We start from the raw sequence: 17,352 nt of genomic DNA on the forward strand, positions 1-17,352 counted from the left end.
CTCCTTTAACTCGTTTTCTGTACGCGCACATGGCAGCGCCGAATACCCTCGGGTTTCAGCACCTCCAAGGTCTGAACAGCATTGCTGTGAGCTGCTTCGCGTACGGGCTCCAGGTTGTCTAGTACGCTCAGTACTTTTACGTTGACTCGTGATCTTTGGACGCGGACTGAGGCGCTGTGAACGCCGTCCACCTGCTCGATGTTTCTGCGCACCAGAGCAGCTAGGTCTTTACGGGCAATAGCGGTTTGTCCGGCTACCTCGTCGGGGAGAACATCGGTGCGGTCATAAGCCCCGGGCCACATGGCCGCGATGATCATGGCCAGACCGCATACTGCCGCGATGCATGCCAGCACGATAATAAGCGTGGATTCGAAGGGGGAAGATCCGAATCCATTCACCGCTGCGGTTGTGCCCGCAGGCCATGCCCCGTCGAACAGGCGAACGCCGCAGAGCCAGATCCCCAGCCCGCCCACAACGAGAAGCAGTAGTGCGAGAAGGGACGTCGCAACGCTTCTGGAGGGGCGGCGGATGAGTTTTGGTGCAGATGTTCTCATTGCAGGGCTTTCCTTACATGGTCGTTCGGATTGAGCCAGGAGATGTCGATGGTTATTTTCCCGACAGTCAGCCCAGTGAGATGCTCAACATGCTCGCGCACATAGTCGCGAAGATGCTGAATAGTGGAGGCCACAGGAGTGGGGAAGGTCAGTCCAAGATTCAGATGGAGGACCGCAACCTGCCCGTACAGTTCACAGTCTGCTTCTGGGCGCGAGTGGAAGTCACGGCGAGCGCCGATTCCCAGAACTCCTCCTGCGTTCGACCCTACATGTGCCGTCTCGTAGGCAGCCTGAGCTGCAATCTGAGCGACCACTGCTGACGGAATAGTGGTGATGCCACGTTGATCAGGCGCCGTCACTTTTTCCGCCAATCAAGGATGTTTCGGACATCGATCTGGCCTTCCATGTACAGGCCCACCGCTGCTCCGGCTAGCCCACAGAGGGTGACCAAGATAAAGTCGGCGAAAGAGCCAAAGGCGAGAACTGTTCCCAGGAACAGACCCACAAGGAGGGCCAGGTGCGTTGTCTTCATAAAAGCTCCTTAGATAAGGATTACGTGAGGTCGACTGCTGAGCTTGAGGAATCGGAGTCTTCGTCCGGCAGGTGAACGTCGGTGACGTTGATGTTCACTTCAACGACCTCTAGGCCAGTTGTTCCCTCAATTTGTTCAATGATGTTGCGGCGAATGGCGTTGGCCACCTCGACGATGGGAGCGCCGTAGTCCACTACCACGGTGACTTCAATGGCAGTCTGGGTTTCGCCTTTCTGCACGCTGATTCCGCCCGCGACATTGGTTTGAGCGTTGGGAATGCGATCTGTTACTGCGCTGAATGCGCGGCGCACAGCATTTCCCATGTCGTACACTCCAGGTACTTCACGGGCCGCCATTCCGGCGATCTTTGCGACGACGTTCTCATCGATGGTGGTCACGCCGTGAGCGGTTTGCAGCGGGCCGCGAGGAGTGGTTGCTACTTCTTTTTTCTTTTCCTCGCTGCGCTCGCGCTCGCGCTGCTGACCGGTTTGAGGGATAGATGCGTTGCTCATGGAGATACCTTTTTACTTCCTGTGAGTGATGCTGAGGTAGATAGAAATTGCGATGACGGCTGCCACGATGGAAAGCGCCCACCGAATCCAGTCGATACCAGCTGTTGATTCGACGCCGAAGAAACCGGCCACTCCTCCACCAACGAAGGCGCCGACTGCGCCCAGGATGATGGTCCAGATGATGGAGATGTTCTGTTCGCCTCGCATGAATAGTCGTGCCAGCGCGCCAATGATGGCGCCGGTGATGATCATTCCAATGAATCCAACCATGGTGTTTTCCTTTGTGAAGGTCCGATGAGGCTCGGTGTAAGCCCGCGTGCGGACGCCGTCAGGGTATAGCGTGCAGTTCAGTAAATGAACATGAAATGCGACGCTGATAGGAAGACGCTGCGACGTCAACGACCGTCATGGTTTTATCCAATAATGTGTTGCAGATCACTTATAGGTGTGTGTTTAAGCGCGTGGCGACGCCTTACTTGCTACATCGGAGCAGCAAAAAGGCCCGTGTTGATGGAAACACGGGCCCAGAGCGGATCAGGTACCACCGCGCCGTCGATAAGCGGGGGATGTCCGGGGTATTAGAAGGAACCGTCGATGTCGGTGACCACCACGACCTTCTCGTTGACGAATTCTTTGATGCCCAGGTCAATCAGCTCGTGACCATAACCGGAGCGCTTGACGCCGCCGAAGGGAATGTCTGCCTTCACGCCGGTCGGCTGGTTGATGAAGACCATGCCGGTGTCAATCCGGCGGGCGATCTTGCGGGCACGCTCAATGTCCGTGGAGAACACCGAACCACCCAGGCCAAACGGCGTGTCGTTGGCGATGCGCACCGCATCATCTTCATCCTTTGCCCGGTAAACCTGGGAGATGGGGCCGAAGAACTCGGCTTGGGAGGTTTCGGACCCCTCTGGGATGTTGGTGATGAGCATCGGACGAACGAACGCGCCCTGTTCCGGAACCTCAGCACCGATGGCCTCGACGGTAGCGCCTTCAGCGCGCGCAGCCTCGACCTGCTTGAGAACGTCATCGGCAGCGGTCTGGCTCGACAGTGGGGCGAGAGTGGTTGCGGGATCCATCGGATCACCGGCTACGAATTCTGCGACGTGCTTCTTATACTCGGCGAGGAAGCGATCGTACACGGCATCAACGACGATGATGCGCTTCGACGACACGCACACCTGCCCTGCGTTCCAGTGGCGACCAAAAGCAGCCCACTTTGCGGCCTTCTCGACCTCAGCATCTTCCAGAACGACGAAAGCGTCAGCACCACCAAGCTCCAGGGTGGACTTCTTCAGGTTCTTTCCTGCGATGGACGCGATAGCACCGCCTGCTCCTTCGGAACCGGTGAGAGCCACACCGCGGACGCGTGGGTCGGCGAGGATCTGCTCACTGGCCTCATGGGAAGCGAAGATGTTGGTCAGCACGCCGTCCGGGAATCCGGCCTGGCGGAATAGCTCGACCATCCGCAATGCGGACTGGGGCACGTTCGATGCGTGCTTCAGCAGGATGGTGTTACCCGCCAAGGTCTGCGGTGCGGAGATGCGGATTACCTGGTAGTAGGGGAAATTCCATGGCTCGACGGCGTAAAGCACGCCCAGCGGGTCGTTGACTAGGGCGACGTCCTGATCGCCGAAACCTTCGGCACGCAGGTAGCGCGGTGCCAGGTGCTGAGCGCCGAACTTGGCGTAGTAGTCGAGGATGGCTGCGGAGAGCTCGACTTCTGCTTCTGCCTCTGCGATGAGTTTGCCCATCTCCAGGGTCAGCGTCTCTGCGTAGTCGCGCTTGTTGGCGCGCAGGATTTCTGCGGCCCGGGAAAGGAGAGCTGCACGATCTTCGATGGGGGTCTGCGACCACTCGCGGAAGGCTGCGTCGGTGGAGTTGATCGCCTGGTTGATTTCCTCAGGGGTGGCGGTGTCAAAGGTCTTGACGGTTTCACCAGTGTAGGGGTTTGTTGTTGCGTACGCCATGTTGGCTACCTCATTTCACAAAGTTTGAGCCGCGGTGGGTTATGGCTCCCCATCGTAACATCACAGCACGTCCTGCGAGTGGTGTTTCATCATCAGTGATACCCGTTTGCTTTGGCCTGGTTTTTTATTCTCCACCTGCGGATTCCAAGCCCTACGCTAAGTAAAATGACTGCAGGAAGTAACCCCGTATTGGTGGAGAAAACAAGTGCCCAGCGTGGATCGAGTGTGATTGTGCCATCGATAAGTAGGGGGAGGGTGACGGCATCCTCCAATGCGTGTGCCAAAACTAATGGCCATATTGAGCGAGTTACGCGGAAGATTTCGGTGAACATGACATTCCAACAGAAGAAGACGAGGATTGCGGCAACAACGAGCACTATTCTGCCCGCAGGTACGATACTTTCGACCTCTTTGGTATTGAGCATGATGAGCCAGTAAGGCAGATGCCATGCCCACCACACCAGCCCGGCGATGAGGTAAAGCTTCCAATCGGACATGGTGAGCTTGAGTAGCTGGTTGGTGAGATAACCCCGCCAAAGTGATTCTTCAAAGAAGTTTTTCGCGCACTGTATCACGAACTGGGAGGCAATGAGCGTCAGGACGGCAGACATATTTAGCGCTGCCACGTGCATGGCTCCCACCTGCGTGCCTAACAGGATAACCACACAGGTTGTCGCAGGGTAGACCGCAATAGAGAGTGCGTAGAGCCACCCGTTTCCCCTGATATTCAGCGCGTATCCTGCATTCTTCCAACCGTCACCGCAGAAAGTTCTTAATGCGATGACAACTAGCAACGGGGCAACCGTCCACAATCCCATGCCGAGGGTACCGCCACCGTTCAGCGTTGCGACGTCCTGATAATCAGGTTGTCCTGTCAGTTTATCGATCGCAATCCCCACCCATCCGCTGGCCACAATGCTGATGGTGAAGATGATCAGGTTTCTTCGAAGGGTGTGCGGGGTGCGTCCGGTTTGTGCGGGGTCCATGACTCCTCCTTGTTTCTTTGAGTAGTGTTACTAAAAGTAGTAATGCTCTTTATAGAGAGCCTTGACCTGATGAATCGTTACTTTTTGCCTAACGCATCAAAACGTGCATATGGTGTGTAGCTCTGGAGCTGTTGGTGCACATGGAACATGCTCGATTGCTCGCGGCTTTAGGTGGGCCTGACCCTGCGGCACAGACACTGACGCGGCGTCGTCATGCGGTTTTGCCGTCGGCATGCGTGTGGTAGACATGACTAGTCTTACCTTTGGGAGGGTACGTTGGGGTGGCATGCCCTAACACACAAGACGTGCATTGATAAGGAATACTTGGATGCCAACATTTGATCTTGGTGGTCGCACTGCTGTGATCACTGGAGCCACAGGTGCCATCGGCTCGGCGGTGGCGCGTACTTTTGTCGAATCGGGTGCGAAGGTTGCGCTCATTGCCCGTAACCGGCGTAGATTGGAGCGCCTGTGTGCTCGTTTTCCTGAGGAGGCGGAAACCCTTGTGTGTTCTGCTGACGTGAGCAGCGCCTACGACTTGGTGGAGGCACGCGACAAGGTGCTAGAGGAATTGGGGGCACCTGACTTGGTGATCACTGCTGCCGGTGTGCGCCGCGCTGCGAATTTTGATGAGGCAATTCCTGCTGACTGGCGGCGGATGCTGGCTACGAATCTTCGTGGAACATTACAAACTGTGCAGACTTTTTCCCCAGATGTCTTGGCCGCGGGGGAGCGTGGCGACCGCGCTGATATTGTGATGCTGAGTTCCGCGCCGGCACGTGAACGCCAGCACGCCTATTCAGTGTTTTCGTCGCTGGGTGCGTCCTTGGGGCAATTTTCCAAGCACCTGCGTGCCGAATATGGCTTGCGTGGTGTTCGGGTGCATTACTTCGATTCCATCTACACGGGCGGGAGTTTCTTTACGCAGGGCAATTTGGGATCCAATCGCGCTACGAGTGACCATCACGACGTTATTCAGGGGCCTTTGCCTGAGCTTGAAAGCATTGCGATTGACACTGCGCACGTCGCTGAGGAGGTTGGTTTTGCGGCGTCGCTGCCTGCGCATGTCAACATGGCCAGTGCCACGATCTTGCCACTGGAAGGGAACTGATAGTCGTGCTGACAAAGTTTAAGAGTTCTTTCTCAGCGTTCGTGCGTAATGAAACCTCGGGCGCTACGTTGCTCCTCGCGGCCACTATTGTGGCATTGCTATGGGCCAACCTGGGCGGCCATTCCTACGAGCATTTCTGGCACACGCATTTCTCCATTCACCTGGGCGACGTTTTCTCAGTTGATATGTCGCTGCAGCACTGGATCAATGACGGCCTGATGATGATGTTTTTCTTCCTAGTCAGCCTTGAAGTCAAGCACGACTTTGTGATGGGAGAACTGCGTGAATGGCGGCGCGCCAGCGTGCCGGTGGTAGCCGCTGTTGCTGGTTTGATTGTTCCCGCGTTGATTTTCTACGCCTTCAACGCGGGCACCGATGACGCCGATGCGTGGGGAGTGGTGATTTCCACGGACACCGCCTTTGTGATGGGCATTCTCGCAGTGTTCGGCAACAGGCTTCCCGTGCAGCTGCGTGCGTTTTTGGTCACCCTCGCCGTGGTGGACGACGTCGGATCGCTGCTGGTCATCGCCACCGTGTACACGGAGCGCATCAGCTTTGTCCCGCTGATCGGTGTGGTTGTTATTGCCGCCCTGTTGTTCCTGGTTCAGCGCGCTCGTGTATACCGTTCGTCCGTCTACATTGCAGCTGGTGCGACTCTGTGGCTGCTGTTCTTAGCATCCGGCGTGCACGCCACCATTGCAGGTGTAGTTCTTGGTCTTCTGCTTCCGGTCTTTCCGCCGGAGCGTAGCGAGGTGCTCCGCGCGGAGGAGCTAACACATCACTTCCGCCGCACCCCAGTCGCATCCACTGGTAGCGCCGCTGTGATCGGTATTCTGCGTTCGGTTTCCATCAACGAGCGTATGCAACTGGCCCTCGCGCCGATCGTGAATCTGATTGTTGTGCCCGTGTTCGCCCTGTCCAACGCCGGTGTGATCATCTCCGGCGAGACGCTGCAGCACGCCTTTAAGTCGCCGCTGACCTGGGGTATTATCGCCGGTCTTGTCGGTGGTAAGTATCTGGGTGTGTTCGGCGCAAGCATTATTGCCACCAAGCTGCGTATTGGCGAACTCGCGCAGTGCTTGGCTTACCGCCACATCAATGCTGGCTCGATGCTCACCGGTATTGGCTTTACCATTTCCCTGTTTATCATTGACCTGGCCATTAAGGATGAAACTGCGCAGTCGGATGCACGTATCGGTGTGTTGACGGCGTCGATACTCGCCGCAATTATCGGCATGGTGGCGTTGGTACTGACTGCGGCTTACGACGCCCGTCATGCCCCTGAACGCACGCGCCTTAACCGTTCCATTGACCCCAAGCGTGACCATATTCTGGGTGACCCGAATGCTCCGCTGACCCTCGTGGAATACGCGCAGTTGGGTGGCGTGGATGACACCACAGTGGAAGAAGTGGTGCGCGAGGTGCGCGACTACTTTGGCGATGACCTGCGTTTTGTCTTCCGCCACAACCCGATAGGGGATGAGACGGCAGAGCGTGCAGCGGAGGCACTGGAAGCGGTGCATGCGCAGAGTCCAGAACTGTTTAATTACGCCCGCACTGAGTTGTCACGCCTGTGCGAAGACGAGGAGCTGGATTCGCGTGTTATTCGTCGCGCCGCCGTCGATGTTGGCTCCAACCTGCCTCGACTAGAGAAGGATATGCGGCAACGCACCTACCTGTCGCGCATCCACGACGATGCCGACGATGCACTGGGCATGGGCCTGACCAGCACCCCGACGTTCTTCATAGGCGATGAAATCTACGAAGGCCCCATCGAATCCAATGCGATTATCGCGGCGTTGGAAGCTACCCGTACTGCAGAAATCACGACCGTAGGAGTCTAGGATGACTACTCGAACCATTGTTGTTGCCGGCGGTTCCTCCGGTATCGGTTTGGCGGTGGCGCAAAAAGCTGTGGTTGACGGTTGGCGTACCATCATCGTTGATCGCCAGGAGCCCACCGAACCGGTGGACGCCACATTTTTTCATTGTGACCTGCTAGATAATGACTCCGCCCACCAGGTCTTAGACGGTATTGTTCGTGATCAAGAGCGTATCGACGCCCTGGTCATCAGCGCCGGTGGTGCCATGAACGGCAGGCTGGAGTCCAAGACAATGGAGGAGTGGGACAACTACTACTCCAATGACACATTGCTTGTGTTACGCACCACCCGCATACTGTTGCCACGTTTGAGGGAAACTGCCGAACGCTATGGCATTGCCGATATCGTGGTCATGGGTTCCATTGCCGGTACCACAGCGTTTGAAGATGCGGCGGTGTACGGTTCGATCTCTGCAGCACGCAACGCTTTAGGGGAGCAGCTGCGCCTTGAACTGCGCGGTGAGCGCATCCGTGCCCGGACTATTGCCACAGGTTATGTGGAGACACCGCTGACAAAGCGCATGAGCATGAACGCAGTGACCGAACAAATGGGGCAAGATCCGTTGCGCCCCAGGGATATTGCGGAGATTGTGCATCATGGGATCAATCTGCCGCCTGAGGTGACAGTGCACAACATTGTTGTGGTGCCCACTAAGCAAGGCTGGGCATAAAGCCGCATTTCGTGCGCATTGTTGTTGCGTCAACAAGGCGCGTAGCATGAATGCCATGCAGATGCGGTTAATAGTCACGCTTGACGATGAACTAGTGGCCAAGGCCAGCAAACTCACCTCCATCACCGACCATTCTGCCCTCGTTCACGCGGCGCTGGAAGCGTTAATCCAGGACCAAACAGAGCGCCAACTCGGCGAGCCGACAACCTCTGAGGCTATGCCGCAGCGCACACACCTCATTGTGAAAAAGCAATAATTAGGGGCATGCCGACCTCCTGGATGGAATGTGCTGCCGTTGGCTTTGAAAGTGTGCTTATGCTCAAGCATGAAAATCGGGTGTTTTTCGGCCTGGGGATAAGTGCACTTTGCATGCTTGTCATATAGGTCCACTGCCAGGTACGAAAACAGGGTGTTTCCGTACCCACCGGTAGACCTTTTCCTATGCAAAAGTTTGCACTAACGGTGTTCAAGAGCTTGTCCTGCAGAGTGTATATACCATCAAGCTCGACAACACCCATTCCTGAACCTGAACGTATACATACTTCACGTAACACCAGTGCCCACGCGAAAAGCACCCCGGCCGTAGTGGTGCCGGGGTGCTCGGGTGCCTTGTGGAGAGAGCACCCAGTCTAGTGTGCTGTAGCTCTTATGAGGACAGCCCGCCGATGAAGGAACGAATGTGCCAAACGGTGGACAGGGGGACGAGCCACAGGGTGTCAAGGCTGAACATGTTGTACTCCTAGTTGTTTTCAATGAATGTGTACGTGTTCAAGGGTAAAACTATTGGCGTGGCTCTGCCACACCGGTATAAATGCGCATCAATTTCCACAAATCCGCACCTGAGAAAACGTATAAAGAGTCTCGCGGGTCACATCAAAACGCCAGGAAGAAGCGCTCCCTGTATCCGATTTTTTCTCAACAAAAATATAGGGGGAGTGACATAGGGGAGCAAAAGTAGGGTAGGCTCTACCCTATTCTGTGTGACTTTTGAGGCTTGTGAACAGGCTAAATCTCACCCTTGCCAAATGCTGCGTCCATGACGTCTTGGTACTCGGCTGGGTTGACAAGTGCGATGCCGCGTTCCTTGTCAGCGAGCATGAGCAGCGTTGCACCAGGTTCCAGGTTGAAAATATCGCGCACTTCCTTCGGGATCACAATCTGGGATTTTGGCCCGAGTTTGACCATCCCGATGTACTTCCCTTCGTAACTCTGATCGGCTCCCCGATTGCCATCATCAGCCACAGTTATGCTCCCATCGCACTCTGACATTGCACCTTAACGGCGGTACGTAGGGAAGTCTACTCCAGCGGCCACATCTACCAGCCCACACCCCAAAAATCACTCACATGCTGACCAGATCGTTCCGCTTTCTGGCCAGCGCATCCCTGGTGGCGATATCTCCAGTCCAGCACACTAGACACCATGAGAACAGCAATCATTGTGATGGATGTGCAGGAATCGTTTCGTCAGTTGCCGGTGTGGGCGGAGGTATCCAACCCAGAGATCGTGCGGGACGTCGATACGCTGGTGCAGCAGGCCCGAGCGGAGGGGCATGCGGTGGTGTGGGTGATGCATGCCGCGCCGGGAAGCGGAACCGCCTTTGACCCGGAATTGGGACATGTGCGATTGATGGAGGGGCTCACACCCGATCCAGGCGAGCCGACGTTTGTCAAAACCACAAGGAATGCGTTTACCAGCACCGAGCTTGCGCGGTATCTCACTCAGGAGCACATCACGCACCTAGTGATCGTGGGCATCCAAACGGAGCAGTGCTGCGAGACCACAGCGCGTCTGGCGGCGGATATGGGGTACGACGTTACGTTTGTCACCGATGCCACCGCTACGTTCCCTATCGTTCGCCCCGACACAGGCGAGGTGCTGCCTGCCCATGAGGTTATCGAACGCACCGAATACGCGCTAGCAGGGCGGTTCGCGCATATTGAATCGAAGGACGCAGTAAGCTGGCGCAGGTGAATACCGTCGTGTTCGTGGTGCCTGACCGCGTTCAGCTTCTCGACATCGCTGGACCCGCCCAGGTGTTCAGCACCCTCCGCGATCTCACTGGCGAGCCCTCCACCATTGTTTATGTGGGGGAGCAGCAAACCGTCCAGTCGAAACAAGGGCTACCAGTGAATGTGAGCACCGACTGGCCGGGCCTTACGCCGGATGATCTGCTGATCATTCCCGGTTTTGCAGCTACGGCACACCCGCTCAACAATAATCTGCTCGCCAGCATCGCAGCGCATCATGCTGCAGGCGGCACAATCGCCAGTATTTGTGCAGGTGCGTTCATCGTGGCGGAGGCAGGGCTTCTCGACGGCCGCCGTGCCACCACCCACCACGACCTTCAAGACACCCTCGGCGCGCGCTACCCTCGTGTCCACGTGGTGCGTGACGTGCTATTTGTCGGTGGTCAGGGCATCTACACCTCCGCCGGGATTGCCAGTGGCATCGACCTATCCCTGCACCTAGTGGAGCAACATTTCGGCGCGCGGATTGCGGCCCGCATTGCTAGGACCATGGTGGTGTACGCCCGCCGCAACGGAAACATGGAGCAGCACAGTGTGATACTGCGCTATCGTGACCACTGCGATGATCTGGTGCACCGCATCCAGGATTTTTTGAATGATCATTTTGCCCAGAGCTTTACACTCGCGGACTTGGCCCGGCGCGGCAACGTTAGCGAACGCACCCTGAGCAGGTCTTTTATGAAGAATATTGGGCTAACGCCGAGCCAGTACCAACGGGCTGTGCGCCTGGAACATGCGGAGCTGTTGGTCGCGCAGGGTGCCACGATGGAGCAGGCGGCACGGCAGGTTGGTTTTGCGGATGCCAGATCGTTGCGTAAGCATCGCGCTTAGCGCGGATCAGTCCGGCTCGCCCAAAAATTCCCTGATCGCTGGCCATTCCCGCTCGGCTTGCTCCCGCCCGGCGCGGTAGGATTCTTGGAGTTTATGCAGGTTGCGTTCCCGGTTTTCCACTGACATGTTCTCGGCGAAGAACAGGTAGGCGTTGCCGCCACGTTCCAGATCGAGGAGTCGGGCGCGGGTGGCGTTGTAGTGGTCGGGCCGCGCTATCAGGGCGTCGGCAATGGCCGGGTGGGTGCGAAAGACCTGGCGCAGGATGCCCGCAGGGGTGGCTTTGCCTTTGGTGTAGGCGCGCGGCCTGCTCATGATCACTAGAAAGCGCCGGAATCCTGCAGCTTCAGCAGCATCGATGGGGATGCCTCCGCTGGGGCCGAGGGCGCCGTCGGCGTAGAGCTCGCCGTCAACGTGGGGCATGATCATGAAACCGGGCATGGTGGAGGAAGCGCGGACGCGGAGCATCAGGGCGTCGATAGTGGAAGTGTGGTCGCGGTTCCACCAGGTCATGCTGCCGGTGTCTACGTGGAATGCCCCGATGCTGAAGGGGGTGGGGTTTCGGAGGAAGGCGGGAAAATCGAAGGCGGCGATGCGCCCGCCGGAATGCTCAAAGGTGCGTAGTGGTGCTTCGTGGTAGATGTAGGTGCTGTCGAAATAGCCGCGTCCCCGCACGAAAGACCCCCAACCGCCCGTGCGCGGGTTGGCACCAATGCTGACAAAACTCTCCCGAGTGCGCAGCGGATCGCCCGCCAGAAAGTTCGCCGTGTGCGAGGCACCTGCGGACACGCCGCCCACCCAACCGAACTCGATGCCCTCACGCATGAGCTTTTCGACGACCGCCCCGGTGTAGCTATTGCGCATGCCACCGCCCTCAATGACCAGCGCAGTGTCAGAAAACCGCATGAATCTAGTGCTTTTTGCGGAAAGGAAGCAGGTGCATGACGCCCACAATCAGGGCACCGACGATGCTGCCGACGATGAGTGAGCAGAACGTATCCACAAGCCATTCGGCGAAACCACCCAGGTGATGAACCGCGTGGGTTGCATGGTGGATGATGTCATGCGGAGTGTGCCAGCCAAGCTGGTCCAACCCAGATACGATGATGTGCCCGCCGACCCACAGCATGGCGAACGTGCCGATTACGGCGATGATGTTCAAAAGACGGGGCATCGCTGCCACCATTCCACGCCCAAGTTTCTGCGCCCCGGCGCTGTCGCGGGAGGCTAATCCCATCCCCACATCGTCCATCTTCACCAGCAGGCCCACCACTCCGTAGACCAGTGCGGTAATCCCGATGGCCACGATGATGAGCACAATAGTGCGCATGGCCAAGGGTTCGGCTGCGACCTCGTTGAGGGAGATGACCATGATCTCTGCGCTGAGGATTAGGTCAGTGGTGACTGCGCCGCGCACCAGCTTGTTTTCCGCATCGGGTCCGGTATCCACTGCGGCTTCCTCGTGGTCCTCGTGGCCGCTGATTTTCTCCCAGACTTTCTCGGCACCCTCAAAACACAAGTAGGCACCACCCAGCATCAATATGGGGTTCAGTAACCACGGGGCAAGCCAACTGAGCAGCAGTGCCACAGGCAGAATGATCACCAATTTGTTGAACAGTGAGCCTTTGGCGATGCGCCAGATGATGGGGAGTTCGCGCGCCGGGGTGACTCCTTGGACGAAGCGGGGGGTGACGGCGGCGTCGTCAACAACGATTCCTGTGGCCTTGGCGCTGGTTTTTCCTGCGGCGGCGGCGACATCATCGATGCTGGCTGAGGCTGTTTTGGCGATGAGCGCGACGTCGTCAAGCAGTGCTGCAAGACCTCCGGGCATAGTGACACTCCAGTGGGGTAGTAGGCAGTAAGCCCTATAATCTTACCTTTATTTAAACTTCCAGGGCCCATCGTACAAACTTGGACATTTCCTCAGCACACAGCACCAGCGATGCCATGCCGATGGCTACTACCCAATGCGTGAAGTCCAGGGAGGCAGTTCCGAAGGCTGCTTGCAGGAACGGAATGTGCACCACGCATACCTGCAGGAACACCGCGATGCCGATGGATGCCCACAGCCAGCGGTTGCGGAAGATGCCGATGAATGCGGAATGAATGTCGGAGCGGGCGTTCAGGGCGTTGAACAGCTGGGCAAACACAAGGGTGGTAAACCCTGCGGTGCGGGCCACCTCCAAAGAATCGTGGCCGTTCACAATGCCGCCGGGGAGGAAGAAATCAATGGTGGCTAGCGTCACGGCCCCCATAATCACGCCAATGTAAATGACCTGTGCCCACATGTCGCGGTTGATGATGCGATCGTTTATGCGTCGGGGTGCGCGCTCCATCACGTCGTCATCTGCGGGATCAACGCCCATGGCCAGCGCCGGTCCGGAATCGGTGATCAGGTTGATCCACAGGATTTGGGTTGCCAGTAAGGGAAGAACCACCCCACCGCCGCTGTCGTTAAGCCCTAGCCACCCCGCCAGCAGGACACCGAAGAACACGGTGACCACTTCGCCCATGTTGGAACTCAGCAGGTAGCGCAGAAATTTTCGAATGTTGTCAAAGGTCACGCGCCCTTGCTCCACCGCCGAAACGATGGTGCCGTAGTTGTCATCGGCGAGGATCATCGTGGCGGCTTCTTTGGTTACCTCGGTGCCCGTGATGCCCATGGCCACGCCAATGTCGGCGCTTTTCAGCGCAGGTGCGTCATTCACGCCGTCGCCGGTCATGGCCACGATGTTGCCGTCCGCCTGTAGTGCGTCCACAATGCGGAGTTTGTGGGCGGGTGCGACGCGGGCATACACGTCGGTTGTGCGCACCGCTTCAGCAAATTCCTGATCGCTCATGTCATCGATGTCCTTGCCGGTGAAGGCGGCGGTGGCATCAAAACCCAGGGAGGTTGCTATGCTGCTGGCGGTCACCGGGTGATCGCCGGTGATCATGATTGTGCGGATACCGGCATGGTGAGCCTGTTCGATGGCTTCCTTCGCCTCGTCGCGCGGTGGATCGATAATGCCGACGACACCCAGGAAGGTCAGGTCATCTTCTTCCAGCGCCACCAAACCCGTGCGCCGCGCGACCCCCAGTGTGCGGTAACCCTTCCGCGATAACTCTTCGACGGTGTCCAGGATTGCTTCACGACGCCCCGGTTCAAGCTCACGTTCGCTGTTACCCACCTGCTCTCGGGTGCAATGCTCCAACAACACATCGGGAGCACCTTTACTGTACAGATAGCCGGGAACCAAGACGGTCATCATTTTGCGCTCAGAGCTGAACGGGATTTCTCCCAGCCGCTGAGGGGCAGGGTCTGGGTTTAACACCACCTTTGGCAGCGCCACCAAAAACGCCGCCTCGGTTGGGTCGCCTACAATCTCCCAGCCGTTGGTGGTGTACTCCAGCTGCGCATTATTCGCGGTTGCACCAGCAACCATCGTCAACTCCGCCTCAATGCGGGCGTTGTCATTGATGCTGGTCGCGTCGCCGGAAGAATCGTAGCCGGACCCCTCCAGGATGGTACTTCCAGATGCTGTGACGATTTCCCGCAGGGTCATTTCGTTTCGGGTGAGCGTGCCGGTTTTATCTGAGCACACAACGCTCGCGGAACCGAGGGTTTCCACGGATGGAAGATTCTTCATCACCGCGTTTTTGCGTGCCATGGCCTGAACGCCCAGCGCTAACACCAGCGACAAAATTGCAGGCAGTCCCTCCGGCACCGCCGCCACCGCCAGGGAGACGCCGAGCAGCAAAATATCCACCGCATCTTTGGTGCTGTGTACGCCGTTGACCAGTGCGAGGGTGACCATCACGATCACCGCAATACCCACGACGAGGAGGCCAAGTGTTCGGGAGATGGTAGCAATTTCCTTCTTCAGCGGCGAGTCTTCCGCCTCGGTCTCGTCCAGCATGGTGGCGATCTGCCCCATTTGGGTTTCCATGCCGGTGTGCATGACTTCGGCGGTCCCCACGCCCCGAACCACGGCGGTGCCTTTAAATACCATGTCAGTACGGTCTCCCAGGGGTTCATTCTCTGGGGTGGGGGATGGGTCTTTGATAACTGCTTCGGATTCGCCTGTCAGTGATGATTCCTGCACGGCGAGATTCGTGGCGGAAATCAGTTTCGCGTCGGCACCAACAGCGTCGCCTTCCGCAAGAAGTAGAATATCGCCGGGAACTAATTCTTCCGATGAGATGACGGTTTGTTTACCGTCGCGAAGCACAGTGGAATGCGCCGCTGTCATGTGCGCAAGTGCTTCGACGGCATGTGCTGCCCGTTGTTCCTGAGTAAAGCCGAGAATCGCATTAGCTATAACGATTAAACCAATCACCACTGTGTCAATTGGAACCCCATGTGAGCCTTCAATAAACCATGCTCCGCAGGAAATTGCCATGGCGATAAACAGCAAATACACCAGAGGGTCTTGGAATTGGCGGAGAAAAACCAGCCATGTGGGTTCCGTTGTTGCCGCGCGGAGTTCATTGCGCCCGTAGGTGTCCAGGCGTTGTGCCGCGTCCGCAGACGTGAGTCCAGTGGGGCGATTCGTTGCTGTCATTGATGGCACCTTTCGTCAGCTCTCCATGCTACGACAAGTTTTGTGCAGGTTTGTGACCTAGCAACCTCACTGCAGTCTCACGGTGGCATCAGACCGCCTCGCCTACTCTTTGGCTAAATTTCTAGACAATTTCCAGCATATTTACAGCATTACTACTTAGCCTTAGATAAACAAGGTGCGGCGAGAAGGAGAAACGATAAGACGACGGTCTTTTATTGGTGTGACAGCGGGTGCTGTGTTGGGCATTCCCATCATCAGCGCGTGTAGCAGTTCCGGTGGGGGCAGCGGGACGTCGACAAGCTCAGTGTCGGCAACAGGGGGCAGTAATTCTGCGTTAAATTTTGATCCCAAAGCATTCACTGCGGAAAGTACCACAGTGACAATGGCAGACGGTGAAGAAGTGACTGTCAACTACAAACTGTGGAAGGGGATTGTGTATGTCGCCAACCCGGTTGATGCCGAATATCAAAGCATGAATATCAAACAACCTACGTCCGTGAATGGAAAGGAAGTGGACGCTTCAGGGGCGCCCATTGTTTTTGCCATGAACATTGGTGGCTACACATCATCGGCCGTCAACGCTGAACAGCCGGGCGGAATGCCGGGCGGTGGCATGCCTCCAGGTGGTGGCGCCCCGCCGGCCGGGGCCGGTGGAGTTGAATCCGGCAGCGGCGCGCAAATGAGTGCCGGAAAGCATATTGACCTCGGCGATTATGCCCTGGCTAGTGGCCTTGTGGTGGTCAATCCTGGCGCACGCGGTCGCGATAACGTCAATGCGGATGGCGTGTACTTTGGCAAGGCACCTGCCGCGATTGTGGATCTTAAAGCAGCCATGCGATACCTGAAGGCCAACTCTGGTGTCGTGCCTGGTAACACCGATCGGATTGTCTCAAGTGGTAGTTCCGCTGGTGGTGCGTTGTCCGTGCTGTTGGGGGCGTCCGGCGGCAGCGACCTGTATCAGAAGGATCTTGTGGCGCTCGGGGCGGCGGATGCCAGTGACGTCATTTACGCCGTTGCTGGTTATTGCCCCATCACTGACCTGGAGAATGCGGACGCAGCCTATGAGTGGTGCTTTGGTGATGCCACGAACGAAACAGTCTCGGTCAACGCCACCGTCTCCGAGGAGTTGCGTGCACGTTTCCCGCAGTACATGGAGCGTTTGGGCCTCAAGGATGATCAGGGCAGGAAACTTACTGCGGATAACCTGGCGGAGCATATGTTGTCGGTGCATCTGCGCCCCTCGGCGAAGCGTTACCTGGATGGTCTATCGGATGAGGACCGGGCAGCATATGTGGCACAAAATCCGTGGGTGGAGGGTGATTTCACCTGGGAACAGTTCATTGATCACACAGGTCGCGGGAAGGGTGCTCCAGCATTTGACGCGCTTGATTTAAGCAGCGGCGAGAACAGCCTGTTTGGTAATGAGAACACAAATGCCCGGCATTTCACCACCTATGCACAGGGTGGCGATCTGGAGGAAGGAGTGGAGGATGCGGTCACGCGCATGAACCCGATGGGCTTTATCCTGGACCGCAACCCCCAACGCGCTCAACATTGGTTCCTCCGGGTGGGTGCGAAAGATACGGATACCAGTTTCTCTATTGTCAGCAACCTTGCCTCGGCGTTAAGTAACGCTGGTGACGCAGTGGACACGTCCTACTACTGGGACGCAGGCCATGGTGCTAATGAAGATCCTGATGCATTTATCGCATGGGTTAAATCACTATAAGAG

18 protein-coding genes are annotated in these 17,352 nt (G+C 57.2%); 7 read left to right on the forward strand and 11 right to left on the reverse strand.

Translation table 11 applies throughout. The features are described 5' to 3' along the window. Positions 1-5 precede the first annotated feature (5 nt). From CDUR_RS04570 to CDUR_RS04600, 7 genes are all read right to left on the reverse strand, one after another. Positions 6-554, reverse strand: coding sequence for a DUF6286 domain-containing protein (locus tag CDUR_RS04570; RefSeq protein WP_179417308.1), 549 nt, complete (start codon positions 552-554; stop codon positions 6-8). Further along, positions 551-913, reverse strand: coding sequence for a hypothetical protein (locus CDUR_RS04575; RefSeq protein WP_233452905.1), 363 nt, complete (start codon positions 911-913; stop codon positions 551-553). The genes CDUR_RS04570 and CDUR_RS04575 overlap by 4 nt, the downstream gene beginning before the upstream one ends. Beyond that, complete coding sequence (locus tag CDUR_RS04580) at positions 910-1,086, reverse strand: hypothetical protein (protein ID WP_179417310.1); 177 nt, start codon at positions 1,084-1,086, stop codon at positions 910-912. The genes CDUR_RS04575 and CDUR_RS04580 overlap by 4 nt, the downstream gene beginning before the upstream one ends. A gap of 20 nt (positions 1,087-1,106) precedes the next feature. Continuing rightward, positions 1,107-1,598, reverse strand: coding sequence for an Asp23/Gls24 family envelope stress response protein (locus CDUR_RS04585; RefSeq protein WP_179417311.1), 492 nt, complete (start codon positions 1,596-1,598; stop codon positions 1,107-1,109). A gap of 12 nt (positions 1,599-1,610) precedes the next feature. Then, a complete protein-coding gene (locus tag CDUR_RS04590; RefSeq protein ID WP_179417312.1) occupies positions 1,611-1,868 on the reverse strand; it encodes a GlsB/YeaQ/YmgE family stress response membrane protein in 258 nt (85 codons plus the stop codon). 308 nt (positions 1,869-2,176) lie between these two features. Continuing rightward, positions 2,177-3,568 (reverse strand): NAD-dependent succinate-semialdehyde dehydrogenase, encoded by a 1,392-nt coding sequence (locus CDUR_RS04595; RefSeq protein WP_006061806.1) that lies wholly within the window; start codon positions 3,566-3,568, stop codon positions 2,177-2,179. A gap of 92 nt (positions 3,569-3,660) precedes the next feature. Further along, on the reverse strand, positions 3,661-4,554 hold the full coding sequence (locus tag CDUR_RS04600; RefSeq protein WP_179417313.1) for a CPBP family intramembrane glutamic endopeptidase: 894 nt from the start codon (positions 4,552-4,554) through the stop codon (positions 3,661-3,663). 328 nt (positions 4,555-4,882) lie between these two features. Here CDUR_RS04600 and CDUR_RS04605 point away from each other — a divergent pair, with 328 nt between their 5' ends. From CDUR_RS04605 to CDUR_RS04620, 4 genes are read left to right on the forward strand one after another with little or no spacing between them, the layout of a single operon-like run. Continuing rightward, positions 4,883-5,665 carry an SDR family oxidoreductase gene (locus CDUR_RS04605; RefSeq protein ID WP_179417314.1) on the forward strand — a complete coding sequence of 261 codons (783 nt, stop codon included), beginning with the start codon at positions 4,883-4,885 and terminating at the stop codon, positions 5,663-5,665. 41 nt (positions 5,666-5,706) lie between these two features. Beyond that, positions 5,707-7,509, forward strand: a complete 1,803-nt coding sequence (nhaA, locus tag CDUR_RS04610; RefSeq protein WP_290208067.1) for a Na+/H+ antiporter NhaA — start codon at positions 5,707-5,709, stop codon at positions 7,507-7,509. Between the two features lies 1 nt (position 7,510). Then, a complete protein-coding gene (locus CDUR_RS04615; RefSeq protein ID WP_179417316.1) occupies positions 7,511-8,218 on the forward strand; it encodes an SDR family oxidoreductase in 708 nt (235 codons plus the stop codon). Positions 8,219-8,264: 46 nt separating this feature from the next. Then, the gene (locus CDUR_RS04620; protein ID WP_006061811.1) at positions 8,265-8,474 is read left to right on the forward strand and encodes a type II toxin-antitoxin system VapB family antitoxin; all 210 of its coding nucleotides are present in this window, start codon (positions 8,265-8,267) and stop codon (positions 8,472-8,474) included. A gap of 749 nt (positions 8,475-9,223) precedes the next feature. Here the strand turns inward: CDUR_RS04620 and CDUR_RS04625 are convergent. Next, positions 9,224-9,460 carry an AbrB/MazE/SpoVT family DNA-binding domain-containing protein gene (locus CDUR_RS04625; RefSeq protein ID WP_040358653.1) on the reverse strand — a complete coding sequence of 79 codons (237 nt, stop codon included), beginning with the start codon at positions 9,458-9,460 and terminating at the stop codon, positions 9,224-9,226. A 180-nt stretch (positions 9,461-9,640) separates the two neighbouring features. On the opposite strand from CDUR_RS04625, the gene CDUR_RS04630 reads away from it, so the two are divergent. Continuing rightward, positions 9,641-10,192 carry an isochorismatase family protein gene (locus CDUR_RS04630; RefSeq protein WP_179417317.1) on the forward strand — a complete coding sequence of 184 codons (552 nt, stop codon included), beginning with the start codon at positions 9,641-9,643 and terminating at the stop codon, positions 10,190-10,192. After that, positions 10,189-11,079 carry a GlxA family transcriptional regulator gene (locus CDUR_RS04635; RefSeq protein WP_179417318.1) on the forward strand — a complete coding sequence of 297 codons (891 nt, stop codon included), beginning with the start codon at positions 10,189-10,191 and terminating at the stop codon, positions 11,077-11,079. Before CDUR_RS04630 ends, CDUR_RS04635 begins: the two co-directional genes overlap by 4 nt. A gap of 6 nt (positions 11,080-11,085) precedes the next feature. Here CDUR_RS04635 and CDUR_RS04640 read toward each other — a convergent pair whose 3' ends face one another. From CDUR_RS04640 to CDUR_RS04650, 3 genes are read right to left on the reverse strand one after another with little or no spacing between them, the layout of a single operon-like run. After that, positions 11,086-11,982 carry a patatin-like phospholipase family protein gene (locus CDUR_RS04640; RefSeq protein ID WP_179417319.1) on the reverse strand — a complete coding sequence of 299 codons (897 nt, stop codon included), beginning with the start codon at positions 11,980-11,982 and terminating at the stop codon, positions 11,086-11,088. Between the two features lie 4 nt (positions 11,983-11,986). Next, positions 11,987-12,907, reverse strand: coding sequence for a DUF808 domain-containing protein (locus CDUR_RS04645; protein ID WP_179417320.1), 921 nt, complete (start codon positions 12,905-12,907; stop codon positions 11,987-11,989). 52 nt (positions 12,908-12,959) lie between these two features. Beyond that, on the reverse strand, positions 12,960-15,620 hold the full coding sequence (locus CDUR_RS04650) for a cation-translocating P-type ATPase (RefSeq protein ID WP_179417321.1): 2,661 nt from the start codon (positions 15,618-15,620) through the stop codon (positions 12,960-12,962). Positions 15,621-15,924: 304 nt separating this feature from the next. Between CDUR_RS04650 and CDUR_RS04655 the strand changes: the two genes are divergently transcribed. Continuing rightward, the gene (locus CDUR_RS04655) at positions 15,925-17,349 is read left to right on the forward strand and encodes a subtype B tannase (protein WP_290208105.1); all 1,425 of its coding nucleotides are present in this window, start codon (positions 15,925-15,927) and stop codon (positions 17,347-17,349) included. The last annotated feature ends 3 nt before the right edge of the window (positions 17,350-17,352 follow it).

Source organism: Corynebacterium durum (genome assembly GCF_030408675.1).
In the GTDB taxonomy this organism is placed as follows: Bacteria; Actinomycetota; Actinomycetes; order Mycobacteriales; family Mycobacteriaceae; genus Corynebacterium; species Corynebacterium durum.